The 23,811-nt window shown below is 73.9% G+C and carries 23 protein-coding genes and 1 pseudogene; 9 read left to right on the top strand and 15 right to left on the bottom strand.

Annotation, left to right across the window (positions count from 1 at the left end; all coding sequences use genetic code 11):
* The first annotated feature begins 9 nt into the window (after window positions 1–9).
* The gene (locus ACQP2H_RS10425; RefSeq protein WP_219469586.1) at window positions 10–2,136 is read left to right on the top strand and encodes an elongation factor G-like protein EF-G2; all 2,127 of its coding nucleotides are present in this window, start codon (window positions 10–12) and stop codon (window positions 2,134–2,136) included.
* 195 nt (window positions 2,137–2,331) lie between these two features.
* Here ACQP2H_RS10425 and ACQP2H_RS10420 read toward each other — a convergent pair whose 3' ends face one another.
* The 4 genes from ACQP2H_RS10420 to thrS all read right to left on the bottom strand — a co-directional run bounded on the left by ACQP2H_RS10420 (window position 2,332) and on the right by thrS (window position 7,188).
* Window positions 2,332–3,390 (bottom strand): aldo/keto reductase, encoded by a 1,059-nt coding sequence (locus tag ACQP2H_RS10420; RefSeq protein ID WP_357535892.1) that lies wholly within the window; start codon window positions 3,388–3,390, stop codon window positions 2,332–2,334.
* Window positions 3,391–3,696: 306 nt separating this feature from the next.
* Window positions 3,697–4,335 carry a CG0192-related protein gene (locus ACQP2H_RS10415; RefSeq protein ID WP_219469580.1) on the bottom strand — a complete coding sequence of 213 codons (639 nt, stop codon included), beginning with the start codon at window positions 4,333–4,335 and terminating at the stop codon, window positions 3,697–3,699.
* 206 nt (window positions 4,336–4,541) lie between these two features.
* Window positions 4,542–5,114, bottom strand: a complete 573-nt coding sequence (locus ACQP2H_RS10410; protein ID WP_433232352.1) for an HIT family protein — start codon at window positions 5,112–5,114, stop codon at window positions 4,542–4,544.
* 70 nt (window positions 5,115–5,184) lie between these two features.
* Window positions 5,185–7,188 (bottom strand): threonine--tRNA ligase, encoded by a 2,004-nt coding sequence (gene thrS / locus ACQP2H_RS10405; RefSeq protein ID WP_219469577.1) that lies wholly within the window; start codon window positions 7,186–7,188, stop codon window positions 5,185–5,187.
* Window positions 7,189–7,399: 211 nt separating this feature from the next.
* Here thrS and ACQP2H_RS10400 point away from each other — a divergent pair, with 211 nt between their 5' ends.
* Entirely contained in the window at window positions 7,400–8,323 is a 924-nt protein-coding gene (locus ACQP2H_RS10400) for a DUF1775 domain-containing protein (RefSeq protein WP_219469575.1), read from the top strand.
* Between the two features lie 134 nt (window positions 8,324–8,457).
* On the opposite strand, the gene ACQP2H_RS10395 is transcribed toward ACQP2H_RS10400, so the two are convergent.
* Window positions 8,458–9,381 carry an ADP-ribosylglycohydrolase family protein gene (locus tag ACQP2H_RS10395; RefSeq protein WP_357535897.1) on the bottom strand — a complete coding sequence of 308 codons (924 nt, stop codon included), beginning with the start codon at window positions 9,379–9,381 and terminating at the stop codon, window positions 8,458–8,460.
* Between the two features lie 73 nt (window positions 9,382–9,454).
* Between ACQP2H_RS10395 and ACQP2H_RS10390 the strand changes: the two genes are divergently transcribed.
* Entirely contained in the window at window positions 9,455–10,144 is a 690-nt protein-coding gene (locus ACQP2H_RS10390) for a response regulator transcription factor (protein ID WP_204961325.1), read from the top strand.
* A gap of 29 nt (window positions 10,145–10,173) precedes the next feature.
* A complete protein-coding gene (locus ACQP2H_RS10385; RefSeq protein WP_208569425.1) occupies window positions 10,174–11,574 on the top strand; it encodes a HAMP domain-containing sensor histidine kinase in 1,401 nt (466 codons plus the stop codon).
* Window positions 11,575–11,817: 243 nt separating this feature from the next.
* On the opposite strand, the gene ACQP2H_RS10380 is transcribed toward ACQP2H_RS10385, so the two are convergent.
* On the bottom strand, window positions 11,818–12,837 hold the full coding sequence (locus ACQP2H_RS10380; protein WP_219469569.1) for an adenosine deaminase: 1,020 nt from the start codon (window positions 12,835–12,837) through the stop codon (window positions 11,818–11,820).
* Window positions 12,834–13,628 (bottom strand): trans-aconitate 2-methyltransferase, encoded by a 795-nt coding sequence (locus ACQP2H_RS10375; RefSeq protein ID WP_219469566.1) that lies wholly within the window; start codon window positions 13,626–13,628, stop codon window positions 12,834–12,836. Before ACQP2H_RS10375 ends, ACQP2H_RS10380 begins: the two co-directional genes overlap by 4 nt.
* A gap of 85 nt (window positions 13,629–13,713) precedes the next feature.
* On the opposite strand from ACQP2H_RS10375, the gene ACQP2H_RS10370 reads away from it, so the two are divergent.
* Window positions 13,714–14,697: an aldo/keto reductase gene (locus tag ACQP2H_RS10370; protein ID WP_219469563.1), complete on the top strand. Its 984-nt coding sequence runs from the start codon at window positions 13,714–13,716 to the stop codon at window positions 14,695–14,697.
* 85 nt (window positions 14,698–14,782) lie between these two features.
* The gene (locus ACQP2H_RS10365; protein WP_219469560.1) at window positions 14,783–14,977 is read left to right on the top strand and encodes a hypothetical protein; all 195 of its coding nucleotides are present in this window, start codon (window positions 14,783–14,785) and stop codon (window positions 14,975–14,977) included.
* Window positions 14,978–15,087: 110 nt separating this feature from the next.
* Here the strand turns inward: ACQP2H_RS10365 and ACQP2H_RS10360 are convergent, their stop codons facing one another.
* From ACQP2H_RS10360 to ACQP2H_RS10330, 7 genes are all read right to left on the bottom strand, one after another.
* On the bottom strand, window positions 15,088–15,291 hold the full coding sequence (locus ACQP2H_RS10360) for a cold-shock protein (protein WP_067306996.1): 204 nt from the start codon (window positions 15,289–15,291) through the stop codon (window positions 15,088–15,090).
* A 361-nt stretch (window positions 15,292–15,652) separates the two neighbouring features.
* Entirely contained in the window at window positions 15,653–15,925 is a 273-nt protein-coding gene (locus ACQP2H_RS10355) for a DUF4235 domain-containing protein (protein ID WP_208569420.1), read from the bottom strand.
* Window positions 15,922–16,281: a DUF3618 domain-containing protein gene (locus ACQP2H_RS10350; protein ID WP_219469557.1), complete on the bottom strand. Its 360-nt coding sequence runs from the start codon at window positions 16,279–16,281 to the stop codon at window positions 15,922–15,924. Before ACQP2H_RS10350 ends, ACQP2H_RS10355 begins: the two co-directional genes overlap by 4 nt.
* Window positions 16,278–16,712 (bottom strand): phage holin family protein, encoded by a 435-nt coding sequence (locus ACQP2H_RS10345; protein WP_208569418.1) that lies wholly within the window; start codon window positions 16,710–16,712, stop codon window positions 16,278–16,280. The genes ACQP2H_RS10350 and ACQP2H_RS10345 overlap by 4 nt, the downstream gene beginning before the upstream one ends.
* A gap of 249 nt (window positions 16,713–16,961) precedes the next feature.
* Window positions 16,962–18,200 (bottom strand): mechanosensitive ion channel family protein, encoded by a 1,239-nt coding sequence (locus ACQP2H_RS10340; RefSeq protein WP_219469554.1) that lies wholly within the window; start codon window positions 18,198–18,200, stop codon window positions 16,962–16,964.
* 80 nt (window positions 18,201–18,280) lie between these two features.
* Window positions 18,281–19,102 carry a DUF1206 domain-containing protein gene (locus tag ACQP2H_RS10335; protein ID WP_433232342.1) on the bottom strand — a complete coding sequence of 274 codons (822 nt, stop codon included), beginning with the start codon at window positions 19,100–19,102 and terminating at the stop codon, window positions 18,281–18,283.
* Between the two features lie 59 nt (window positions 19,103–19,161).
* Window positions 19,162–19,524 carry a hypothetical protein gene (locus ACQP2H_RS10330; protein ID WP_433232339.1) on the bottom strand — a complete coding sequence of 121 codons (363 nt, stop codon included), beginning with the start codon at window positions 19,522–19,524 and terminating at the stop codon, window positions 19,162–19,164.
* 81 nt (window positions 19,525–19,605) lie between these two features.
* Between ACQP2H_RS10330 and ACQP2H_RS10325 the strand changes: the two are divergent.
* Window positions 19,606–20,831 (top strand): annotated as a pseudogene (locus ACQP2H_RS10325) (cysteine desulfurase-like protein).
* 145 nt (window positions 20,832–20,976) lie between these two features.
* On the opposite strand, the gene ACQP2H_RS10320 reads toward ACQP2H_RS10325, so the two are convergent.
* The gene (locus tag ACQP2H_RS10320; RefSeq protein WP_357535902.1) at window positions 20,977–22,464 is read right to left on the bottom strand and encodes a glycoside hydrolase family 3 protein; all 1,488 of its coding nucleotides are present in this window, start codon (window positions 22,462–22,464) and stop codon (window positions 20,977–20,979) included.
* A gap of 139 nt (window positions 22,465–22,603) precedes the next feature.
* On the opposite strand from ACQP2H_RS10320, the gene ACQP2H_RS10315 reads away from it, so the two are divergent.
* Both ACQP2H_RS10315 and ACQP2H_RS10310 read left to right on the top strand, forming a co-directional pair.
* Window positions 22,604–22,729 (top strand): hypothetical protein, encoded by a 126-nt coding sequence (locus ACQP2H_RS10315; RefSeq protein ID WP_255470159.1) that lies wholly within the window; start codon window positions 22,604–22,606, stop codon window positions 22,727–22,729.
* A 78-nt stretch (window positions 22,730–22,807) separates the two neighbouring features.
* Window positions 22,808–23,758 carry a TIGR03557 family F420-dependent LLM class oxidoreductase gene (locus tag ACQP2H_RS10310; RefSeq protein WP_433232335.1) on the top strand — a complete coding sequence of 317 codons (951 nt, stop codon included), beginning with the start codon at window positions 22,808–22,810 and terminating at the stop codon, window positions 23,756–23,758.
* Window positions 23,759–23,811: the final 53 nt, after the last annotated feature.

Raw genomic sequence — 23,811 nt, 5'->3', positions numbered from 1 at the left:
TGCGCCGCGATGGCGCAGAAGAACCAGGACCAGGGCGCCACCGGTGACACGCCGGTGGTGACCACGCCCGACCGGGTACGCAACGTGGTGCTCGTCGGACACTCCGGCGCCGGCAAGACGACCCTGGTCGAGGCGCTGCTCGCGGCCACCGGCACGATCGACCGGGCCGGCACCGTCGCCGCCGGCACCACCGTCTGCGACCACGACCCCGCCGCGGTACGCCAGCAGCGCTCGGTAAGCCTCGCCTGCGCCCCACTGGTGCACGCCGGGGTGACGGTCAACCTCTTGGACACCCCCGGGTACGGCGACTTCGTCGGCGAGCTGCGGGCCGGGCTGCGGGCCGCCGACGCGGCACTGTTCGTGGTGTCCGCCGTCGACGGGATGGACGCCGCCACCGCCGCCCTCTGGGAGGAGTGCGCCGCCGTGGACCTGCCGCGCGCCGTGGCGGTCACCCGGCTGGACCACCCGCGCGCCGACTTCGACGAGGCGGTGGCGCTGTGCCAGCGGGTCTTCGGAGACAACGTGCTCCCGCTGCACCTGCCGATGCTCGGCGACGACGGCGAGGCGGTCGTCGGGCTGCTCGCGTTGATCACCCGGCGGGTGCACGACTACTCGGCCGGGCTGCCCGCCGACGTCCGGGAGCCGGACCCGCAGCACCTGCCGGCGATCACCGAGTCCCGGGGTGAGCTGATCGAGGGGATCATCGCCGAGAGCGAGGACGAGACCCTGATGGACCGCTACCTCGACGGCGAGGAGATCGACACCGACGTGCTGGTCACCGACCTGGAGCGGGCGGTCGCCCGGGGCCACTTCCACCCGGTGACGCCGGTCTGCGCGGCCACCGGCGTCGGGCTGGACGTGCTGCTCGACGCCCTGGTGTCGGCCTTCCCGTCGCCGCTGGAACGCGAGGTCCCGGCGGTGACCGGGGTGGACGGCTCCCCCCGCCCGCCGCTGGACTGCGACCCGGACGGCCCGTTGGTCGCCGAGGTGGTCCGGACCACCGTCGACCGGCACGTCGGCCGGGTCTGCCTGGTCCGGGTCTTCTCCGGCACGCTGCGCCCCGACCAGACGGTGCACGTGTCGGGGCACGGGCTGGTCGAGCGCGGCCACCCCGACCACGACGCCGACGAGCGGGTCGGGCACGTCTACCGCCCGCTCGGGGCGGCCCTGCGCGAGGTGGACGCGTGCGTCGCGGGCGACATCTGCGCGATCACCAAGGCGGGCAGCGCGGAGACCGGCGACACCGTCTCGGCGAAGGGGGAGCCGCTGCTGATCGCGCCCTGGGAGATGCCGGAGCCGCTGCTGCCGGTGGCGGTGGCCGCCCGGAGCCGGACCGACGAGGACGCCCTGGCCCGCAACCTGGGCCGGTTGATCGTCGGCGACCCGACGCTACGGCTGGAGCGCAACCCGGACACCCACCAACTGGTGCTCTGGTGCATGGGCGAGGCACACGCCGACGTGGTGCTCGACCGGCTCCGGGCCGGCGGGGTGGAGCTGGACACCGAGCCGGTGCGGGTGCCGTTGCGGGAGACGTTCACGGCCGCCGCCACCGGACACGGCCGGCACGTCAAGCAGTCCGGCGGGCACGGTCAGTACGCCGTCTGCGACATCGAGGTGGAGCCGCTGCCCCGGGGGGCGGGTGTCGAGTTCGTCGACCGGGTGGTCGGCGGGGCGGTGCCGCACCACTACGTACCGGCGGTGGAGAAGGGTGTCCGGGCGCAGCTGGCCCGCGGGGTGGTCGCCGGGCATCCGGTGGTGGACGTGCGGGTGACCCTGGTCGACGGCAAGGCGCACAGCGTCGACTCCTCCGATGCCGCGTTCCAGGCGGCCGGCGCGCTCGCCCTGCGCGACGCCGCCGAGCGGGGCGCTCCGACCCTGTTGGAGCCGGTCGACGAGGTGGTGGTCCGGGTCGCCGACTCCTCGGTCGGTGCGGTGCTGGGTGACCTGTCCGGCCGGCGGGGCCGGGTGCTCGGCACCGAGGTCGACCCGGACGTCGAGGGCCGCACCCTGGTCCGGGCCGAGGTCCCCGCCCAGGAACTGCTGCGCTACGCCGTGCAGTTGCGGGCCCTGACCGCCGGCACCGGCACCTTCCGCCGCACCTTCGCCCACTACACCCCCACCCCCACCCCGAAATAACCCAACCCCACCCTTACCACCCACCCCACCCCACCACCCCCACCGCCCCACCACCCCCACCGCCCCACCACCCCACCGCGTCGATCATGGAGTTGTGGTGGGTGTTGAGCCCCATATGTCGCTTACGCGGGGCCCCACAACTCCATGATCGACGGGGGTGGGAGGTGGCGGGGGTGGGGGACGGGTGGGCGGGGGTCAGGGGCGGGCGGCGGGGACGGGGGGTAGTGGCCAGTGGGGGCGGTCGGCGTCCCGGAGGGCGGCTGTACGCAGGGCGGCGAGTTGCCGTTCCACCTCGGCGAAGTGGTCCGGGGTGAGCGGGCCGAGGCGCAACGCGGCGGCGTTCTCCTCGACCTGGGCGACGGTACGGCAACCGGGGATCGGCACCGTCCGGTCGCTGCGCGCCCAGAGCCAACCCAGCGCGCCCTGGACCAGGGTCCGCCCGTCGGCGGTGAGCGCGCCCCGCACGGCGGTGACCCGACGCAGCCACTCCGGTGCGGGTCGACCGCTGCGGAACCACTCCAGCCAACCCGGCGCCACTCCCCGCACGTCGTCGCGGGGCAGCGTGGAGCCGTTGGTGTACTTGCCGGTGAGCAACCCCATCGCGAGCGGCCCCCGGTTGACGCTGGCCAGGTCGTGCTTGTCGCAGGCGGCCAGCATCACCGGGGCGTCGCGCAGCACCGACAGGCTGTGCTGGATGGCGGTGGCGTGCGGAGCCGCCTGGGCGAACCCGGCGGCCCGGTCGGCCCGGTCGGTGCTCCAGCCGTACGCCCGGACGAGTCCGTCGGCGACCAGTTCCTCGCAGGTGCCGACCAGCGCCTCCACCCGCGGCAGCGGGAGGTCACCCAGGTGCAGCTGGTAGAGGTCGATCCGGTCGGTGTCGAGGCGGCGCAGCGAGTCGACGACCGCCCGCCGCAGGTACACCGGGGAGGCGTCCTCGCCGGTGGCCTGCCGGGACCGTTCGTCGAAGGTGTACCCCCATTTGGTGGCGATCACCGCCTCGTCGCGGCGGCCGGCCAGCGCCCGGCCGAGGACCCGCTCACTGTGCCCCGCGCCGTACGTGTCGGCGGTGTCGAAGAAGGTCACCCCGAGGTCGAGCGCGCGGCGGACGGCCCGCACCGACTCCTCGTCGTCGACCGCGCCCCAGCCCAGCGGTTGGGTGCCCTCGGCCCAGGGGCCGCCGATCGCCCAGCAGCCCATGCCGAGGGCGCTGACCTCGATGCCGCTGCGACCCAACATCCGTGTCGTCACTGCCATCGCCGCATCGTGTCACCTTCGGGACGCGTGGGGAGACGAAGCTGACGCATCGTGCCCGATCGACCACAAGCGACACCGCCGGCACGGCACGGCGGATGGCGGCGCGGACTTCGCCGACCCCGCCGGTCGGCACACGCCGTCGCGGGCGGTGAAGGCGGGCAGGGTGGCACCGGACGACGGCGACCCACCCGGCCCACCGGTGGCGACGCGGACACCGGACGACGGCGACCCACCCGGTGGCGGCACGGACAACGGACGACGGCGACCCACCCGGCCCGCCCGGTGGTGCCGGGGCCCGCCGGGTGATCAGCGGGGCAGGGCTCGGGCCAGCGGCACCGGGGTCGACTGCCCAGGCCAACGGCCGGTCAGGGTGGCGGCGGCCGGCCCGTCGTCGGGCAGTCCGGCACCGGGCAGCCGGCGGGCGACGAGCAGGTCGACGGTGTCGGTGCCGATGCTGGTCGGGTCGTCGTCGCCCACCTGGCGTACCGCGCCGACGACGGGGGCCCCGACGTTGCCGGTGCCGGCCACCGTCATGGACGGCTCGCGGACTTCCCGCACTCCGTCGATCTCAAAGTACTCCTGCGCCTGACCGGTGCCGGTGAGGATGGCGGCGGCCAGGGCGGCGGCGTAGACCGGGTCGCCGCACCCGTCGTAGACCCAGCGGGGGCCGAGCACCGAGTGGTGGGTGGTGCCGACCAGCCACTCGTCGGCGTCGGCCAACGGCGCGTCCCGGTAGGTCAGCGGGACCTGGTAGACCGGGCCGGCGTCGACCCGTACCAGGATCGTCTCGATACCGACGGCACCGGCGGGGTCGTCGAACCGGTAGGCGGCCACCCGGACCGGCTCGCCGGCCGCCGGCCCGGAATACCAGCGCCGGCCCGGCAGCCAACCGGCCAGGAGTTCGAGTTTCGTGGGGCGGATCTCCGCCTGGTGCAACAACGCCATGATCACATCCTAGGAGTCGCCACACCGACCGCCGCACCCGTCACGCAGGCCCGGCCCACCGACCCGCGCCCGACCCGGACGTGCCGTCACGCGGCCCCGGCACACCGGCCCGCGCCGGACCCGGGGGTGCCGTGGCGGGTGGCCCGGGCCGCCGGCCGGGACGGCCAGGCGCGGGCGAGCAACTAGCGGATAGCCCGGGCCGCCGCTCAGGACGGCCAGGCGCGGGCGAGCAACTCGCGGGTGTCGGAGAGCAGTTGCGGGAGCACCTTCGTCCGGCCGATCACCGGCATGAAGTTGATGTCCCCACCCCACCGGGGCACCACGTGCTGGTGCAGGTGGGCGGCGATGCCGGCGCCGGCCACCCCGCCCTGGTTCATCCCCAGGTTGAACCCGTGCGCGCTGCTGACCTGCCGGACCACCCGCATCGCGGTCTGGGTGAACGCCGCCAGCTCCACCGTCTCGGCCTGGTCGAGGGCGGTGTAGTCGGCCACGTGCCGGTAGGGGCAGACCAGCAGGTGCCCCGGGTTGTACGGGTAGAGGTTGAGCACCGCGAAGACGTGCTCGCCCCGGGCCACCACCAGGCTCCGCTCCGGCGGCAGGCCGGGGGCCAGGCAGAACGGGCAGCCGGCGGGCTTCTCGTAGCCGCCCTCCGGCCGGTCCTCCCCCGAGATGTAGGTCATCCGGTGCGGCGTCCAGAGCCGGTCGAGCCCGTCCGCCAGTCCGTCGTCCGCCGGGCCGTGGTCCGTGTCGCCGTCGAGGTGCCGCTCCGCCCCAGTCACACCGCCGATCCTACGATCTCCCGCGCCGACCGCCACCGGCCGTGGGTACGCGGCCGGTGGCGGGCCGGGGTCAGCTGCCGGCGGACGGCCCCGAGTTGGTACGCGAGGAGACCACGTCGAGCACGTGGGCGACCGCCTCGGCGACCGGCACCCCGTTGCGCTGCGAACCGTCGCGGTAGCGGAACGACACGGTGCCGGCGGCCACGTCGTCGTCCCCGGCGATCACCATGAACGGGATCTTCTGCTGCTGGGCGGTGCGGATCTTCTTCTGCATCCGGTCGTCACCCGCGTCGACCTGGGCCCGGATGCCTTCGGCGCGCAGCGCCGCGACGAAGCCGTGCAGGTACTCGGTGTGGTCTTCGCGGATCGGGATGCCGACCACCTGCACCGGCGCCAGCCAGGCCGGGAAGGCTCCGGCGTAGTGCTCGGTGAGCACCCCGAAGAACCGTTCGATCGACCCGAACAGGGCCCGGTGGATCATCACCGGCCGCTGCCGGCTGCCGTCGGCCGCCTGGTATTCCAGGCCGAACCGCTCGGGCAGGTTGAAGTCGACCTGGATGGTGGACATCTGCCAGGTCCGGCCGATGGCGTCCTTGGCCTGGACGGAGATCTTGGGGCCGTAGAACGCCGCGCCGCCCGGGTCGGGCACCAGGGTGAGGCCGGATTCCTCGGCGGCCGAGCGCAGCGCCTCGGTGGCCCGCACCCAGTTCTCGTCGGTGCCGACCGACTTGTCCGGGTTACGGGTGGACAGTTCGAGGTAGAAGTCGTCCAGGCCGTAGTCGCGCAGCAGCTCCAGGACGAAGGCGAGCAGCGACTTCAGCTCGCCGGCCATCTGCTCCTCGGTGCAGAAGATGTGCGCGTCGTCCTGGGTCATGCCCCGGACCCGGGTCAGGCCGTGCACCACGCCGGACTTCTCGTACCGGTAGACCGTGCCGAACTCGAACATCCGCAGCGGCAACTCCCGGTAGGAGCGGCCCCGGGACCGGAAGATCAGGTCGTGCATCGGGCAGTTCATCGGCTTGAGGTAGTAGTTCGCCCCCTCGACCTCCATGGGGGGGAACATCCCGTCGGCGTACCAGTCGAGGTGCCCGGAGACCTCGTACAGGTGGCCCTTGGTGATGTGCGGGGTGTTGACGAACGAGTAGCCGGCCTGCTCGTGCTTGATCCGGGAGTAGTTCTCCATCTCCCGGCGGATGATGCCGCCCTTGGGGTGGAAGACCGCCAGGCCGGAGCCCAGCTCGTCGGGGAAGCTGAACAGGTCGAGGTCGACGCCGAGCTTGCGGTGGTCGCGCCGGGCGGCCTCCTCCAGCAGCTTCAGGTACGCCTTCAGCTCGTCGCGGGTCGGCCAGGCGGTGCCGTACACCCGCTGGAGCTGCGGGTTCTTCTCCGACCCCCGCCAGTACGCGGCGGCCGAACGCATCAGCTTGAACGCGCCGATCAGCCGGGTGTTCGGCAGGTGCGGGCCCCGGCACAGGTCCGACCAGCAGACCTTGTCCTCACCGGCGGCGAGGTTGTCGTAGATGGTCAGCTCGCCGCCGCCCACCTCCATCACCTCGCTGGTGTCCAGCCCCTCGCCCTTGACCTCGATCAGTTCGAGCTTGAACGGCTCAGCGGCCAGCTCGGTGCGGGCCTCGTCCAGGCTGTCGAAGCGGCGGCGGCGGAACCGCTGGCCGGACTTGACGATCTCCTGCATCCGCTTTTCCAGCTTGGCCAGGTCGTCGGGCTGGAACGGCTTGTCGACCGCGAAGTCGTAGTAGAAGCCGTTCTCGATCGGCGGGCCGATGCCCAGCTTGGCCTCGGGGAAGACGTCCTGCACGGCCTGGGCGAGCACGTGGGCGGTGGAGTGCCGCAGCACGTTCAGGCCGTCCGGCGAGTCGAGGCTGACCGGCTCGACGGTGGTCTCCTCGGCGGGTGCCCAGTCCAGGTCACGCAGCTGGCCCTGCGGGTCGCGGACCACCACGACCGCCTTCGGGCCGGCGGCGGGCAGCCCGGCCGCGGCCACCGCGTCGGCCGCCGTCGTCCCGGCGGCCACGACGACGGGGTCGGCCACGACGGGGGTACGGGGTGCGGACACGGTGAACTCCTCAACGGCAGGCGGCACGGATGGGCCGGACGCGCCGGCTGCTTCGATGCTATCGGTCCCGCCGTCGCCCCCGGTCGCCGGGAAAGGAAGCCCGGTCGCGGTATCGACCCGCACCGGCGTTGAACCTTTCCGGCCCGCCGTCCGAACTACCAGGTGTGGCCGGAGCCGGTGTCGGCCGCGGCGAGACGGATGGGGGCGGAAGATGGCGACGACCCGTGGTGGCGCCCGGCGGCGTCGGACCGTACTGGTGCTGGCGGCGGTGGCGGCCGGGGTGTTCGGCGCCCCGACCGCGGCGTCGGCGGACGGGGTGACGTCCAGCCCGGGTCAGGCGGTGCAGGGCGACGCGGTGGAGTTGACCTTCGTGGTGCCCGAGGAGCGGCCTGGCGCGCGCACCGAGAAGATCGAGTTCAGGCTCCCGCCGGATGCCCCGATCGGCGAGGTCTACCCGCTGTCGGTGGACGGCTGGGCACCACTGATCACCTCCCGCGACCTGGACGCGCCGGTCGCCGGGATCCACGCCCCGTCGGTCAGCACGGTGACCTCGGCGGTGGTCTGGACCCGGGGTGCCGGACCGGCGGTGTCGGGTCCGGCGCGACTCTCGGTGGCCATGGGCCCGCTGCCGCAGCTCGACCGGATGACCTTCGAGGTGGTGCAGACCTACTCCGACGGCACGGTGGTGCGCTGGGCCGACCCGGTGGGGGGTGGGCATCCCGCCCCGACGCTGGCACTGGTGCCACCCGCCCCCGGTGCCGCCCCCGGGCACCACGGCGGGGCGGCCGACGCGACGGACGCCCAGTCCGCCCCGGACGCCGCCGCACCGACGGAGGGCGACGGCGGCCCCAGCGCCGACCTGCTGCTCGGCGGTGGCCTGCTGGTCGGGTTGGGCGGCGGCGCGGCGATCGGCTGGGTGGCGAGCCGCTCCCGCCGTCGGGCCGCCGCCGACACGGAGCCCACCGGGGACACGGAGCCCGCCGGGGACACGGAGCCCGCCGGGGCCGACGACCCGACGTCGGACACCGACCGCGCCCCGGTCGGGCGCACCCCTTCCGACCAGGGCTGGCGGCTCGACGAGCACGTCCCGACCGACCACGCCGACACCGACGCCGAGCAGGTGGCAGCGCGCTGAGCAGGTGGCAGCACGCTGAGCAGATGCCAGCGCCGAGCTGGTGGCAGCAGCTGGCGGCGCGCTGAGCACCGACCGGGTGGCAGCACGCGGAGAGCCGAGGGACCCGCCGCAGGCCGAACGCGGAGCGGGCGGTCTCAGTCCAGCCAGGTGGGGAGCGCCTCCCGGGCGGCCACCCAGTCGGTCGGCACCCCGCCGGGCGTGCCGACCCCGGTGTGGCCGCCGATGATCCCGCCGACGATCGCTGCGGTGGTGTCGACGTCCCCGCCCGCCTCGACGCAGGCACGGATGGCGGCCGGGTAGTCGGCCAGGTGGGTGGCGACCACCCAGAGGGTGAAGGCGACGGTGTCCTGGGCGGTGACCCGGGAGCCGTTACCCAGGGCCGCGACCGCTTCGTCGAGGGGGCGGCCGAGCAGACCGGCCGCCCGGCGTGTCCCCCGGTGCACCTCGGTACTCGGGTCGAGGGCCCCGGCGACGGTGGCGAGCAGCCGGGTGACGTCGGGACGGTGCTCCCCCTCAAGCCGGGTCCGGGCGGCGAGTGAGGCGGCGACGGCCACCGCCACCGCTCCCGCGACCCCCTCCGGATGGGCGTGGGTGACCTCGGCGCTGGCGCGGGCCCGGGTCGCCGCCCGGGTGGTCGAGTCGGCGTACCACGCGCCGAGCGGGGCGACCCGCATCGCGGCGCCGTTGCCGCAGGAACCCTGACCGTCGAAGGCCGACGCGGCGGCCACCGGCCACGGGGTGCCGGTGCGGATCAACCGCAGGATCGTCACCGCACCCGGGCCGTAGCCCCGGTAGGGCTCGGCCCGGGTGGCGAAGGCCAGCGCCAACCGGTCGGGGTCGACGTCGCCGTGGGTGGCGAGTTCGGCAAGTACCGAACAGGCCATCTCGGTGTCGTCGGTCCACTGCCAGGGCGGCGGGGGCAACCGGCCGGCCGCGAGGTCGTCGGGCCGCCGGCCCGGGACGAAGAACTGGGAACCGAGGGCGTCGCCGACGGACAGCCCGGCCAGGCTGTCCCGGGCCAGCGCCAGCCGTGCGTCGGGAAAGAGGGTGAACGGCATCGTCGTACCAGTTTGCCCGGTTCACGGGTCCGTCGCAACGCACCCGACTTGCCACGGGCAGTACGGTGCTGACGTGGCCACCGTGCTCCTGGTCGAAGACGACCACGTCGTCCGCGGCGCGATGCTGCGCTCGCTCAGCGAACGGGGGCACGCGGTGCACGCGGTCGGGACAGCCCTGGACGCGTTGCGCCGGGTCGCCGCCGAGACCCCCGATCTGGTCGTGCTCGACCTGGGCCTGCCCGACCTGGACGGTTCGGACGCGTTGCGGATGCTGCGCGGCATCACCGACGTACCGATCATCATCGCCACCGCCCGCGACGACGAGCAGTCGGTGGTCCGGTTGCTGCGGGCCGGCGCGGACGACTACATGGTCAAGCCGTTCACCGGCGCCCACCTGGACGCCCGGATCACCACCGTGCTGCGCCGGGTCGGCCGGGCCAGCCGGACGGTGGCCCCGGCCGTGCACACCGTCAGCGGCCTGCGGGTGGACGTGGGCGAACGCAGTGCGGTGCTCGACGGGGAGCCACTGGCGCTCACCCGCAAGGAATTCGACCTGCTGGCGTACCTGGCCGCACGACCTGGCCGGGTGGTGTCCCGGCGGGAGCTCTTGGAGGAGGTATGGCGCCAGCCGTCGGTCGGCGAGGACCAGACCATCGACGTGCACCTGTACTGGCTGCGGCGAAAGATGGGCGAGTCCGCGGCGAAGCCGCGCTACCTGCGCACCGTGCGGGGGGTGGGGTTCCGGCTGGTGGCCCCCGACTGAGGACGGCGCTGGCCGCCCTGACGGCCGGCATGTGCGCGCTGGTCGCGTCGGCGTTCCTCGTTCCGCTCGGGCTGACCCTGCGCGGTGAGGTCCGGGAGGAGGCGCTGGCCGACGCGGCGCGACGCGGCGCGATGGTCACGGGCGCGCTCGCCGTCAGCACCGCCCCGGCGACGGTCCGCCGCGCGGTCGAGGCCACCGGTGACGACCCGGCGACCCGCCCGGTGGTGCACGGCCTGGCCGGGGAGCAGCCCGCCGGCCGGGCCTCCGCCGAGGATGTGGAGCGGGCCCGCGCCGGGGAGCAGTCGCGGGTCGTCGACGTCGACGGTGGGCTGGTGCGGCTCGACCCGGTGGTGCTCGACGGCCGGGTCGCCGTGGTCGAGGTCTTCGTGCCCGCCGCCGTCCTCGACGAGGGGGCGGGTGGCACCTGGCTGCTGCTCACCGGGGTGGCCGTGGCACTGGTCGGCGCGGCGGTGGTCGTGGTGGACCGGGTCGCCGCGCGCGCCGTCGACTCCACCAGGGGGCTGGTCCGCGCCGCGCTCGCCGTCGGCGACGGTGACCTGGGGGTACGGGTCGAGCCGAGCGGTCCCCGTGAGCTGGCCGAGGCCGGGTACGCGTTCAACCGGATGGCCGACCGGCTGGTGGCGGCCCGCACCGACGAGCGGGAACTGGTGGCGGACCTGTCGCACCGGCTGCGTACCCCGTTGACGGTGTTGCGGTTGGACGCCGAGGGGCTGGACTCCGACGACACCAGTGTCGGCTCGTTCAGCCCGGCGGAGCTGGACCGGCGGCGCACGATCCGGCGTATCCGGCAGGCGATCGTCACCCTGGAGGGCGAGATCGACGTCCTGATCAAGACGACCCGTAAGTCCGTCGCGCACGAGGCCGGGCCGGCCGAGTGTGACGTCAGCGAGGTGGTCCGGGACCGGATGGTGTTCTGGGCGGCGCTGGCCGGCGACCAGAACCGCCCGCACCGGGTCAGCGGCGCCCAGTTCCGGATTCCGGTGCTGGTGCCCCGGGCCGAGCTGGCCGCCGCCCTGGACGCGGTGATCGGCAACGTCTTCCGCTACACCCCGCAGGGCACCGCGTTCGAGGTGGCCGTCTCCCGTCGGGACGGTTACGTGGCGATCCGGATCGACGACGCGGGGCCGGGCATCGCCAACCCGGACCGGGCGTTGCGGCGTGGTGCCAGCGGCCAGGGCTCGACCGGGCTGGGGCTGGACATCGCCCGGCGGGTGGCGTTGCAGGCCAACGGCTCGGTGAGCCTCGACCGGGCCCGGCTGGGCGGGGCGAGTGTGGTGATGCTGCTGGCCGATCCGCAGGCGACGCCCCGGCAGGTCAACCGGTTCGGTCTGGTGGGCCGGATGGCACGCGAGGCACGCGAGCAGAAGGGTGGCCGCCGCTGGCCCCGGCCGCGTCCGACCGACGACTGAGCGCCGCCTGCGGGCCGGGTCGCGCCGGCCGTGACTGTGCTGCGGCGCAAGGTTTCCTTAGATCCGGATTAACGACGGCGACGCGGGACGTGCCGGCTGACAGGATCTGTCCGAACCCATCAGTTCCACCGGCCTGTCGCCCCTGACACCCACCGGCCGGTGGATCGGTACGCGCGGCGGGGGCACGGTCCCCCACACCAGCTCCCGCCGCGTGTACACCACTTCTCCCGACCCCGTGGTGGGTCAGTGGGCCGCCACGAAGGCGTCGATCTCGGCGATGATGCGGGCTTGGCCGGCCGGGTCGAGGAACGAGGCGGACACCGCCTGGCGGGCCAGCGCGGCGAGCCCGTCGGGGCCGGTGTCGAGCAGTCGGGCGGCGACCGCGTACTCGTCGTTGAGGGTGGTGCCGAACATCGGCGGGTCGTCGGAGTTGATGGTGACCCGCACCCCCGCGTCGACCAGTTGCCGCAACGGGTGCTCCTCGATCCGGGCGACGGCCCGGGTGCGCACGTTGGAGGTCGGGCAGACCTCCAGCGGGATGCGCCGCTCGGCCAGGTGGGCGAGCAGCTCCGGGTCCTGCGCGGCGGAGATGCCGTGGCCGATCCGCTCGGCACCCAACTCGCGCAGGGCGTCCCAGACGGTCTGCGGGCCGGTGGTCTCCCCGGCGTGCGGGACCGAGTGCAGCCCGACCGCCCGCGCCTGGTCGAAGTACGGCTTGAACTGCGGCCGGGGTACGCCGATCTCGGGGCCGCCGAGGCCGAAGGCGACCAGCCCGTCGGGGCGCTCGTCGAGGCTGATCCGCAGGGTCTCCTCGGCTGCCGGTAGGCCGGCCTCGCCGGGGATGTCGAAGCACCAGCGCAGCGCGATGCCGAAGTCGGCCTCGGCGCGGCGGCGGGCGTCCTCGATGGCCTCGCAGAACGCCGGTGCGGGGATGCCCCGGCGCACGTGCGAGTAGGGGGTGACGGTCAGCTCGGCGTAACGGACCTGCTGGCGGGCCAGCTCGCGGGCCACCTCGTGGGTGAGCAGCCAGACGTCGTCGGGGTCGCGGATGAGGTCGACGACGCTGAGGTAGACCTCGATGAAGTGGGCGAAGTCGCGGAACGCGAAGTAGTCGGCGAGGGCGTCCGGGTCCGCCGGGACGGGGCTGCGTCCCTCGTGCCGGGCGGCCAGTTCGGCGACGATCCGGGGGGACGCGGAGCCCACGTGGTGCACGTGCAGCTCCACCTTGGGCAGTTCGGCGATGAAGGCGGACAGGTCGGTCACTGCTGCTCCTCTTGACGGGCACCCGTACGGGCGACCACGAAGATCCGACGGAACGGGAAGTACACCTGACCCTGCCGTACCGGGTACGCGTGGGCCAACCGGGCTGCCAGCGTGGCGCGGAAGTCGGCCAGGGCGGTGTCGTCGAGCACCGCCCGCACGGGGCGCAGGGCGGTGCCGTCCAGCCAGCTCAGCACGGGGTGTTCGGCGTCGGCACCGGCGGGCAGCAGGTGCAGGTAGGTGGTTTCCCAGGCGTCGACGGCGCAGCCGGCGGCGGTCAGCGCGGCGGCGTACCCGATCGGGTCGTCGACGGGGTCCTCGCGCAGCAACGGCCGGACGGTGGCCGCCCAGCGGGGGTCTGCGGCGACCTCCCGCAGCGCCCGGTGTGCGGGACCGGCGAAGTTGCCGGGGACCTGGACGGCGAGCCACCCACCGGGCGGCAGTGCGCCGGCCCAGCGGCGTAGCAGGGCCGGGTGGTCGGGCACCCACTGGAGCACCGCGTTGGCGACCAGCACGTCCACGTCGGGGGCGGGCCGCCAGTCGGCGACGTCACCGACGGTGAAGTCGACGGTGGTGTCGAGCGTGCGGGCCCGGTCGATCATCTCGGGGGACGAGTCGAGGCCGGCGATCCGGGCGGCCGGCCAGCGGCGGGCGAGGGTCGCGGTCAGGGTGCCCGGCCCGCACCCGAGGTCGACGACGGCCCGTGGGTGCTCCGCCCCGACCCGGGCGAGCAGGTCGTGGAACGGCCGGGACCGTTCGTCGCCGTAGCGTAGATAGCTGGTCGGGTCCCACATGACTACCCCCATACCGTACGTACGTTTTGTTGCGACGGTACGGCCCACGCTGCGCCCCGGCAACCTGGTCACTAGGCTTCACCACATGGAACAGCGCAGCTTCGACCGGCTCGGCCGGCAGGTGGGTGTGGTCGGTCTCGGGGCCTGGCAGCTCGGCGCGGACTGGGGACAGGTCAGCGAGAGCGACGCCCTGGCCGTCCTCGACGCCGCCGTGGAGTCCGGCGTCACCTTCCTCGACACCGCCGACGTCTACGGCGACGGCCGCAGCGAACAGCTGATCGGGCGGTTCCTGCGGGACAACCCCGGGCACGGGCTGACCGTCGCCACCAAGATGGGCCGCCGGGTCGAGCAGACGCCGCAGGCGTACACCCTGGACAACTTCCGGGCCTGGACCGACCGGTCCCGGGCCAACCTCGACGTGGACACCCTCGACCTGGTGCAGCTGCACTGCCCGCCGACCGAGGTCTTCGCCGACGACCGGGTCTTCGACGGTCTCGACACCCTGGTCGCCGAGAAGCGCATCGCCGGGTACGGCGTCAGCGTCGAGACCTGCGACCAGGCGCTCACCGCGATCGCCCGGCCGGGGGTGGCCAGCGTCCAGATCATCCTGAACGCGGTCCGGCTCAAGCCCCTCGACGAGGTGCTGCCGGCCGCCGCCGCGGCCGGCGTCGGGATCATCGCCCGGGTGCCACTGGCCAGCGGCCTGCTCTCCGGCCGCTACGACGAGCACACCACCTTCGCCGCCGACGACCACCGCACCTACAACCGGCACGGGGAGAGCTTCGACGTCGGCGAGACCTTCTCCGGCGTCGACTTCGACCTCGGCCTGACCGTGGTGCGTCGGCTCGCCCCGCTGGTCGGCGACGGACGCACGATGGCCCAGTTCGCCCTGCGCTGGATCATCGACCAGCCCGGGGTGACCGTGGTAATCCCCGGTGCCCGCAACCCGGAGCAGGCCCGCGGCAACGCCGCCGCGGCCGGCGCCCCCGCGCTGACGGCGACCGAACTCGACACCGTCCGGTCGGTCTACGACGAGCTGGTCCGCCCCCGGGTGCACGACCGGTGGTGAGCCACGCCGGCCGGGTCGTCGCATCGGCCCGGCCCGGCCCGCATCCTGGTGACCGGGTCGGCTCCGACCCGGGGAGGGGGGACCGGTGAGAGGGTGGCTCACGCTCACCCTGGGCCTGCTGGCCGTGGTGGTCGGTGCCGTCTGGACCGTCCAGGGCCTCGGCTATCTCGACGGCAGCCTGATGAGCGACCAACGGTTCTGGGCCGTCGCCGGAGTGCTGCTGGTGCTGGCCGGGCTGGTGCTGCTGCGGCGCGGCCTGCGCGCCCGCCGGCTGCCCTGATCCGGGCAGCCGCGCGATGCGGAAAGCCCCGCGTCCTGAGGTGGACACGGGGCTTCTCGTTGATCCGGCTGGCCGGATCACCCGGGCTGGCGTTAGCCGACCGGCTTCGCTCAGAGGGGGCGGACCTGCTCGGCCTGCGGACCCTTCTGACCCTGGGCGATCTCGAACTCCACCCGCTGGTTCTCCTCCAGCGAGCGGTAGCCGCTGGACTGGATCGCCGAGAAGTGGACGAACACGTCAGCACCCCCGCCATCGACGGTGATGAAGCCGAAGCCCTTGTCAGCGTTGAACCACTTCACGGTTCCCTGCGCCATGTGTATCTCCTTCTAAAACTGGCGGCCGAGCACGCCGTGCGGCCGATTGGCCGTTTCGAGCAGCGGTGACCCGGGCAGCCACCCACGAGGGGAAGACCGCTCCGTGCCGACGCCGTCTCGCAACAGCGGGGATCAGCAAACCACGTACCCAAAAACTCTGCACAGCCTAATCGACGAAATTCTTCGACATGTGACCTGACGGATGCCCGACGATTGCTGACCGGCTCGGCAAAGCCAGGCAAAAGGGCCCCCCGCCCATCGATGGGTCGGGGGGCCACAGGTCGTCGTCACCGGACCGGAGGGCCGCCGTCGTGGCCGGCGCGGTCGCCGCGCCGGCCCCGGTGGCGCGCGCCGGGACGGGTCAGTCGGGCCAGCGCCCGGTCAACCGTCGTACGCCGACCGCGCCGCCCCGGTCCACCGCCGCCCGGACGACGGAGAAGATCGCCCCCTGCAACGCCGCCGCCGCGAGGATCTCGCCCCAGCGGCGGTCCTCGTCGGTCGGGTCGGGCGCCTCACCGTCCCCGGCGGTCGCCTTCCACACCTGCCGGAAGATCGTTCCGGCCAGCGCGCCGGCCGCCAGTCCCAGCAACACCCCGACCGGCTTGTACGCGGTCCTGCTGATGCCCTTGCTCACCTGCGCCTCCCCCGAATGATCAACAACACCACCACCGCGGCCACCGCACCGGCCGCTATCGTCGCCCACGGCACCGGATCGCGCCGCACCGCCACCGAGGTGTCGTACGCCTGGGCCCGCGCGAGGTCGACACCCTGCGCCGCCTGGCCCCGCACCCGGGCCACGGTCAGCGCGGCCTGCTCACGCACCCGCTCCTTCGCCTGCTCCGCCGAGTCCTTCAACCGGGCCTTGACGTCGGCCTTGGCGGCCAGCATCTCCATCGTCTCGCCCAACTCCACCCGGGTCCGCCGGATCTCCTCGCGCAGCGCCTCGGTGTCTCCGGTCCCGTTGCCGTTGCTTCCTGTCGTGCCGGTCATGCCCGTCCCCTGTCCTTCACCGCGGCGGTGACGGTGTCCACGTCCGCGCGGACGCTACGCACGGTCGCCTCCGGCATCGGGGGGACCGCCTGGCTGACCTGCTTCTTCCCGACCAGGGCGAGCACCCCGGCGATGAGGAAGAGCACCACCGCCACGATCAACGCCGCCGCCCAGGCGGGTAGCACCAGAGCCAGCAGCAGGATCGCGGCGGCGACCAGTGCGCCGAGCCCGTACAGGGCCAGCGCCCCGCCCCCGCCGAAGAGGCCGATCCCGATCCCGGCGTGCCTGCCCTTCTGGGTCAGCTCCGCCCGGGCCAGGGCCAGCTCGTCCCGGACCAGTCGGGAGACCTGCTCGGTGGCCCGCTGCACCAGTTCGGCAGTGGACGGCTCGCTCCCGGTCCGGGACGTACGGTGGTTCGCGACGTCAGCCATGCTGTCCTCCTTTCGTCATCACCGCGCTGTATGCCCGGAGCCGCCGTCCGTCAATCCTGCACACGGTGACCAACCACATCTGACCCCAGGTCGGCCCGGATCGTCCGGCGAAACGCGGAAGCGGGACCGACACAGCCCCCGAGACCAACTGTCACGAGGGCTGTGTGACGACCCGGCGGCGGCCGGTGGCACTTCCACCCGGCCCGGCGCCGGCCGGCGGATCGGCTCAGCGCCGGACGGCGGATCGGCTCAGCGCCGGCCGTCGACACCATGGTCGGCACCGACGGCGACGCCGTCGCCACGGGCGTCGCCGTCGGGACCCACGAACGCCTCGCTGCGGGCGTCGCCGTCGTCGCTGCCACCGAAGACCCGGGCGTCGTCGGGCACCTCGCCCTCGGACCGGCGGCGGACCGGCCGGCGCGGCTGCACCCACTGCCAGGGCAGGCTGCCCGAGGAGTCCCCCAGCTCGGTACGGGTCCGGGGCAGCGCGGTGGGGCGGTGGTCGCGGACCCAGCCGACCAGGTGCTCGCGCACCAGGCAGCGCAGGTCCCACAGGCTGCCGGCGTCGGCGGCGCTGACCAGGGCGCGCACCTTGATCGCGCCGCCGGTGGCGTCGGTGACCTGGAGCACGCAGACCCGGCCGTCCCACAGGTCGGTGCTCTCCACCAGCCGACGCAGCTCCTCCCGCATCGACTGCACCGGCACCGACCAGTCGAGGTGGAACTCGGCGGTGCCGAGCACCGCCGCCTCGGTCCGGGTCCAGTTCTGGAACGGGGTGCTGGTGAAGTAGGAGGTGGGCAGGATCAGCCGCCGGTCGTCCCAGATCTGGACCACCACGTAGCTGAGCGTCAACTCCTCGATCCGGCCCCACTCCCCCTCGACCACCACCACGTCGTCGAGGCGGACCGCGTCGCTGAAGGCGAGCTGGAGGCCGGCGATGACGTTGCCGAGCAGGCTCTGCGCGGCCAGCGCGGCGACCACACCGACCAGGCCGGCGCTGGTGAGCACGCCCGCGCCGATGCCCCGTACCGCGGGGAAGGTCATCAGCATCACACCGACGGCGAGCACGACGATCACCACGATCGTCAACCGGCGCAGCAGCACCACCTGGGTGCGTACCCGCCGGACGTGCCGGTTGTCGGGCACGTCGACCCGCAGGAACCGGGCCAACGCGGTGTCCTCCGCCACCACCAGCAACGAGGCGACCAGCCAGGCCACCGCGGCGACCACCCCCAGCACCAGGATGTGCAGCACGGCCTGCCGCCACCCGGTGCCCACCGCGTAGCCGGTGGTCCAGCGGACCGCGAACTGGACGGCCACCACCGTGCCGGCGACCTGCAACGGCCGGTGCACGTGTGCGGTCAACTCGGTCATCAGGTGGGACCGGCGGCCCAGCCGCCGGATCACCCGGTGTACCACCTCGACGAGCAACAGCGCGATCGCCGCCGCGGTGGCCGCGGCGGCGATCGTCTCGAGGTAGTCCTGCACGTGGTTGTCTCCCTCCGGCCGGGCTGATCGCAATCGGGCAAAGGCCCAATGGTGCCCGGCGTTTCCGGTATCGACCAGGCTCAGATCTTGCGGAACCGGGACTGGAAGAAGCAGTAGACCCCGAAGGCGGCGATGCCGAGCGCCATCAGCGCCAGGATGAACGGCCCGTACGGCTGGTCCCGCAGGGTGCGCAGCGCGGCGTCCAGGCCACGGGCCTTCTCCGGGTCGTAGTTGATCGCCGCGACCACGATCAGCAGGCCGGCGACGGCGAACACCGCACCCCGGGCGATGTAACCGGCCATGCCCAGCCGGCGGACCGTCTGCCGGGTCTTGCCGTTCATCTCGTTGGTCTTGAGGTTCCGCTCGAACTTCTTCTTGTAGCCGTAGATCACCATGCCGATGCCGACGGCGGCGAGCACCAGGCCGGCGAACCCGACCAGACCACGGCCGCCGCTGGAGGCCATCAGCTTCTCGCTGAACTGCTCCTGCTGGTCGGCGCTGTTGGAGCTGGCGTCCTGCACCACCTTGATCGAGGTCCAGGCGAGCCAGAGGAAGACGACGGTACGCACGACCGAGGCGATCCGCTCGAAGAGGCGTTCCTTGCCGCGCTTGGCGTGGTGGCCGACGGCCGCCTCCAGGGCCTGCCAGATGGCCATCGCGATCAGGCCGACGGCCATCGCGATCAGCAGGAACTTGCCCATCGGCTGGGCGCCCAGGGCGCGCAGCGCCCCGTTCTGGTTGCCCTCCTCGCCGGAGCCGGCGAAGGCGATCTGGAGGATGACCCAGGCGAAGAGCAGGTGGACGATCCCGTAGCCGATGAAACCGGCCCGGGCGAGGAGTTCCAGCCAGCGGCTGTCCGCGGTGCGGCTAGCGGTGGCTTGGGCGTTCCGGGTGAGAGACATGGGCCCACAATCTCCGTTCGGGAAGATCCCCAAACGTGGTGCCGCCGGCCCGGGGCAGGTCAGCTGCCGGCGTTGCGCGACACCCGGATCTGCACCTGCTGGTCGGTGACGCTGTCCAGGGTGACCGCGAAACCGCCCACCTCGGTGGCCTGCTGGCCGATGGTCAACGAGAGCTGCTCGCCGGCCACCTCGACGGTGACCTGGTCACCCTGCGCGCCGATCAGCTTCGCCTCGACCCCGAGGATGGAGGCGCGGGCGTCGACACCCCGGTCGAAGGTGACCGTGCAGGCGTCCAGCCCGCAGTCGGTGTCGGCGCCGTCCGAGCTGCATCCGGCCAGCACGGCCACGCCGAGCACCAGGCCGGCCAGCAGGCCGGCGGTCCGACGGAGGGGGGTGGGGGCGGTGGCGCTTCGCTTCGTCACCCCACCAAGGGTACGAGACGTTGCCCAGCCCACCACCCGGGTGGATCTCCGGCCTGGTGGCGGGCGGGCTAGGGTCCCGGCATGCCGATCGACATCACCCGGACCCGGGCCGCGTACCCCGCGCTCGCCGAGGGCTTCGCCCACTTCGACGGTGCCGGTGGCACCCAGACCCCGCAACCGGTGATCGACGCGGTGGCCGACGCCATGCGCCTCGCGGTGGGCAACCGCAGCACCGCCTCCGTGCCCGGCCGGCGTTCGCTGGAGCTGGTGACGCAGGCCCGCACGGCGGTGGCCGATCTGCTCGGCGGCGCACCGGAGGGGGTGGTGCTGGGGTCGAGCGCGACCACGCTGACGTACACCCTGGCCCGGACGCTGGGTGCGGACTGGGGCCCCGGGGACGAGGTGGTGGTCTCCCGGCTCGACCACGACGCCAACGTGCGGCCCTGGGTGCAGGCGGCCGAGGCGGCGGGGGCGACCGTCCGCTGGGCGGAGTTCAACCCGGGCACCGGTGAACTGCCCGCCGGGCAGTTCACCGACCTGGTCGGCGAGCGGACCCGGCTGGTCGCGGTGACCGCCGGCAGCAACGCCACCGGCACGATGCCGGACGTGGCGGCGATCGCCGCGGCGGCACACGCGGTCGGCGCGCTGGTCTGTGTGGACGGGGTGCACTCGGTGCCGCACGGTCCGACCGACCTGGCCGCCTCGGGTGCCGACTTCCTGGTCACCAGCGCCTACAAGTGGTCCGGGCCGCACCTGGGGGCTATGGTGGCCGACCCGGCCCGCTGGGCGGGGCTGCACCCGGCCAAGCTGATCCCCTCCTCCGACGCGGTGCCCGACCGGTTCGAGGCCGGCACCCCGAGCTTCCCGCTGCTCGCCGGGGTGGCCGCCGCCGTCGACCACCTGGCCGGGCTGGACCCGACGGCGACCGGGGACCGCCGGTCGCGGATCCGGGCCGGCCTGGCCGCCGCCCAGGCGCACGAGGGTCGGTCTTCGCCCGACTGGCCGCCGGGCTGGCCGCCCGCCCGGCGGTGACCGTCCTGCCGGCCGGGGCACGCCGCTGCCCGACCGTGTCGTTCCGGCTGGCCGGGTGGACGCCGGCCGGGCTGGCCGCCGCACTCGGCGCCGCCGGGCTCTGCCTGTCCAGCGGCGACTACTACGCCTACGAGTACTTCCAGGCGCTCGGGTGGCGCGACAGCGGCGGTGCCGTCCGGGCGAGCGTCTACCACTACAACACCCTCGACGAGGTGGACCGGTTGCTGGCCGAGCTGGACCGGCTCACCGACCAGGGGGAACCGGCGGCCCGCTGAACCGCCGGGGGCCGACCGGCCTGGCCGCTGAACCGCCGGGGGCCGACCGGCCTGGCCGCTGAACCGGCGGTTCGGCCGGGTGGTTCGGCGGAGCGGGTCAGCGGGTCAGCGGGCCGTGCCGGCGGGGCGGGCCGGCGGGGCCGGGTCAGCGGGCTCCGGTGAGCAGTTCGGCGGCGGCCCGGGCGGCGGCCCGGGTCGCGCCGTGGGTGGCCAGGTGCAGCCCGCCGGTGACCAGCTCGGGCAGGCCCAGTTCGACCACGACGGCGTCCGGCCGGGTGTCCAACGCCCGGTCGACCGCGGCCCGCATCCAGGGGTGCCGGTGCAGGTCCCGTACCACCAGCACCAGCGGTCGGCCGGCCGCCGCGGCGGTCGGGTCGGCGGGCAGGTCGGCCTCGGTGAGCCGGACGGTGGTGGTGCCGGGAATCAGGTCGGCCAGGGGTGCCCCGAGCCCCCACGGGGTCTCCGCGCCGATCGCGATGTTGTGTGGCGCGGCGAACTCGACCACGTGCGCGGCGGCGGTCAACGGCAGCCGGCCGACCGCGTCGCCGCTGACCCGTACCGCCCGCCGGGCGGCGGTCAGGCCGACCGGTGAGCCGTCAGCGGGGCGTGGGGCGTGGGCGGGCCGGCCGGCGCGGGCGGCGGTGCTCCACTCGGCGAGCTGACCGACCCGCTTGGCGGCCTCGGCGAGGCGCTCCTCGGGCAGCTCACCGGCGAGGACCGCGGCCACGATCGCGTCGCGCAGGTAGCGGGCGGTGGCCTCGTCGGCGCGTTCGCCGCCGACGCAGATCGCGTCCGCCCCGGCGGCGAGGGCCCGTACGGCGGTGCCGGCGAAGCCGTACCGGTCGGCGACGGCGCGCATCTCCACCGCGTCGGTGACCACCACGCCGGAGAAGCCCAGCTCCTCGCGGAGCAGGTCACCGAGGATGCGGGGGCTGAGGGTGGCCGGCAGGTCGGGGTCAAGGGCGGGGACCAGCAGGTGCCCGGTCATCACCGCCTGCACCCCGGCGGCGACGGCGGCCCGGAAGGGGACCAGCTCGCCGGCGTCGAGCCGGGCCCGGCTGGCGGCGATCCGGGGCAGGTCGTGGTGGGAGTCGACCCGGGTGTCGCCGTGGCCGGGGAAGTGTTTGGCGCAGGCAGCCACCGCGGCGGACTGGAGGCCGCGTACCCAGGCGGCGGTGTGCCGGGCCACCAGCTGCGGGTCGGCGCCGAAGGAACGCACCCCGATCACCGGGTTGGCCGGGTTGATGTTGACGTCGGCGTCCGGCGCGTAGTTGAGGGTGATGCCGAGGTCGGCGAGTTCGACGCCGAGGTCGCGGGCCACCTCCTCGGTGAGGGCGGGGTCGTCGACGGCGCCGAGGGCGAGGTTGCCGGGCCGGGAGCTGCCCCGGCCGGACTCGATCCGGGTGACGTCGCCGGCCTCCTCGTCGATGGCCACCAGCACGTCGGGGCGCTCGGCGCGCAGCGTCGCGGTGAGCGCGGCCACCTGCTCGGGGTCGACGACGTTGCGGGCGAACAGCACCACCGCGCCGAGCCCGTCGGCGAGCCACCGGCAGACCCAGTCGGGCGGGGTGGTGCCGACGAAGCCGGGTTGCAGGACGGTGGCGGCCAGCCCCGCCAGGTTGCGCTCGTTCATCCGGCCCCGGTACCCCCGTCGCGTGTCGACGGCCCGGTGCCGTCGCGGTGCTGCCATGGTCACACCGGGCGACGTAATAGTCAATAAACCTTACTGTTACTGTCTGGCGTCGGTCGGGGAGGCGTGCGACAGTGCGGGGATGGACCTGCCGCCGCTCGCCGACGCCACCTCACCGGCCGACATCCCCGGCGTACGCCTGCTCGGCCTGGTGGTCGGCGGGTTGCTGCTGCTGGCCGCGATCCGCGCCATGTTCGGCCGCCGCTGACCGACTGATCCCCCACCACCCGGGGTACCGCTAGCGGAGGTCGCGCCGCACCCGGCGGCGTCCCGGCGAGGGGACACCATGAAGATCGGTTACTTCCTGTCCAGTGAGGAGTTCACCCCGGCGCAACTGCTGGAGCAGGCCCGGGGTGCCGAGCGGGCCGGTTTCCAGGCACTGTGGATCTCCGACCACTACCACCCGTGGACGGACGCCCAGGGGCAGAGCCCCTTCGTCTGGTCCGTCATCGGGGCGCTGAGCCAGGTCACCTCGTTGCCGGTGAGCACGGCGGTGACCTGCCCCACGGTCCGCATCCACCCGGCGGTGCTGGCGCAGGCCGCGGCGACCAGCGCCGTCATGCACTCCGGCCGGTTCGTCCTCGGCGTCGGCACCGGCGAGGCGCTCAACGAGCACATCCTCGGCGACGCCTGGCCGCAGACCGACGTCCGGCTGGAGATGCTGGAGGAGGCCGTCGCCGTGCTGCGGGAGCTGTGGCGGGGCGACTTCGTCAACCACCACGGCCGGCACTACACGGTGGAGCACGCCCGTGTCTACACGCTGCCCGACACACCCCCGCCGGTGTACGTCTCCGGCTTCGGGCCCAAGGCCGTCGACCTGGCCGCCCGGATCGGCGACGGCTACGTGAGCATGATGCCCGACGGCGACCTGGTGAGCCGGTTCCGGGACAACGGCGGCGGCGACAAGCCGTGCCAGGCCGGCTTCAAGGCCGCGTACGCCGACACCGAGGACGAGGGCGCCCGGATCGCGTACGAGACGTGGCCCAACGCCGGGGTGCCGGGCGAGTTGTCCCAGGTGCTGCCCTCCCCCCGGCACTTCGAGCAGGCGGCCCGACTGGTCACTCCGGAGCAGGTGCGGCAGGGCTTCGTCTGCGGCAACAGCGCCGACGCCCACCTCGAGATGATCGACCGGTACGCCAAGGCCGGCTTCGACGAGGTCTACGTGGGCAACGCCGGCCCGCACTGGCAGGGCCTGTTCGACCTCTACCAGCGTGAGGTGCTCCCCCACCTCCGCTGACCCCTCCCCCACCGACCACGATCGACCACGGGTCACCGACGCACACCGCCGTC

Source organism: Micromonospora sp. CA-248260 (assembly GCF_050942205.1).
Classification (GTDB): domain Bacteria; phylum Actinomycetota; class Actinomycetes; order Mycobacteriales; family Micromonosporaceae; genus Micromonospora; species Micromonospora antibiotica.
This window is presented reverse-complemented; position numbering and strand designations above follow the sequence as displayed.

What these genes read in the sequence shown, in the direction of transcription:
- ACQP2H_RS10395 (WP_357535897.1), bottom strand. Translation starts at nt 9,381, where the DNA reads ATGCCGTTCACCCTCTTTCCCGACGCACGGCTGGCGCTGGCCCGGGAC.
- ACQP2H_RS10370 (WP_219469563.1), top strand. Translation starts at nt 13,714, where the DNA reads ATGGAACAGCGCAGCTTCGACCGGCTCGGCCGGCAGGTGGGTGTGGTC.
- ACQP2H_RS10360 (WP_067306996.1), bottom strand. Translation starts at nt 15,291, where the DNA reads ATGGCGCAGGGAACCGTGAAGTGGTTCAACGCTGACAAGGGCTTCGGC.
- ACQP2H_RS10425 (WP_219469586.1), top strand. Translation starts at nt 10, where the DNA reads ATGGCGCAGAAGAACCAGGACCAGGGCGCCACCGGTGACACGCCGGTG.
- ACQP2H_RS10350 (WP_219469557.1), bottom strand. Translation starts at nt 16,281, where the DNA reads ATGACCGGCACGACAGGAAGCAACGGCAACGGGACCGGAGACACCGAG.
- ACQP2H_RS10420 (WP_357535892.1), bottom strand. Translation starts at nt 3,390, where the DNA reads ATGGCAGTGACGACACGGATGTTGGGTCGCAGCGGCATCGAGGTCAGC.
- ACQP2H_RS10320 (WP_357535902.1), bottom strand. Translation starts at nt 22,464, where the DNA reads ATGAACGAGCGCAACCTGGCGGGGCTGGCCGCCACCGTCCTGCAACCC.
- ACQP2H_RS10375 (WP_219469566.1), bottom strand. Translation starts at nt 13,628, where the DNA reads ATGTGGGACCCGACCAGCTATCTACGCTACGGCGACGAACGGTCCCGG.
- ACQP2H_RS10310 (WP_433232335.1), top strand. Translation starts at nt 22,808, where the DNA reads ATGAAGATCGGTTACTTCCTGTCCAGTGAGGAGTTCACCCCGGCGCAA.
- ACQP2H_RS10415 (WP_219469580.1), bottom strand. Translation starts at nt 4,335, where the DNA reads ATGGCGTTGTTGCACCAGGCGGAGATCCGCCCCACGAAACTCGAACTC.
- ACQP2H_RS10335 (WP_433232342.1), bottom strand. Translation starts at nt 19,102, where the DNA reads ATGTCTCTCACCCGGAACGCCCAAGCCACCGCTAGCCGCACCGCGGAC.
- ACQP2H_RS10400 (WP_219469575.1), top strand. Translation starts at nt 7,400, where the DNA reads ATGGCGACGACCCGTGGTGGCGCCCGGCGGCGTCGGACCGTACTGGTG.
- ACQP2H_RS10345 (WP_208569418.1), bottom strand. Translation starts at nt 16,712, where the DNA reads ATGGCTGACGTCGCGAACCACCGTACGTCCCGGACCGGGAGCGAGCCG.
- ACQP2H_RS10315 (WP_255470159.1), top strand. Translation starts at nt 22,604, where the DNA reads ATGGACCTGCCGCCGCTCGCCGACGCCACCTCACCGGCCGACATCCCC.
- ACQP2H_RS10385 (WP_208569425.1), top strand. Translation starts at nt 10,174, where the DNA reads ATGTGCGCGCTGGTCGCGTCGGCGTTCCTCGTTCCGCTCGGGCTGACC.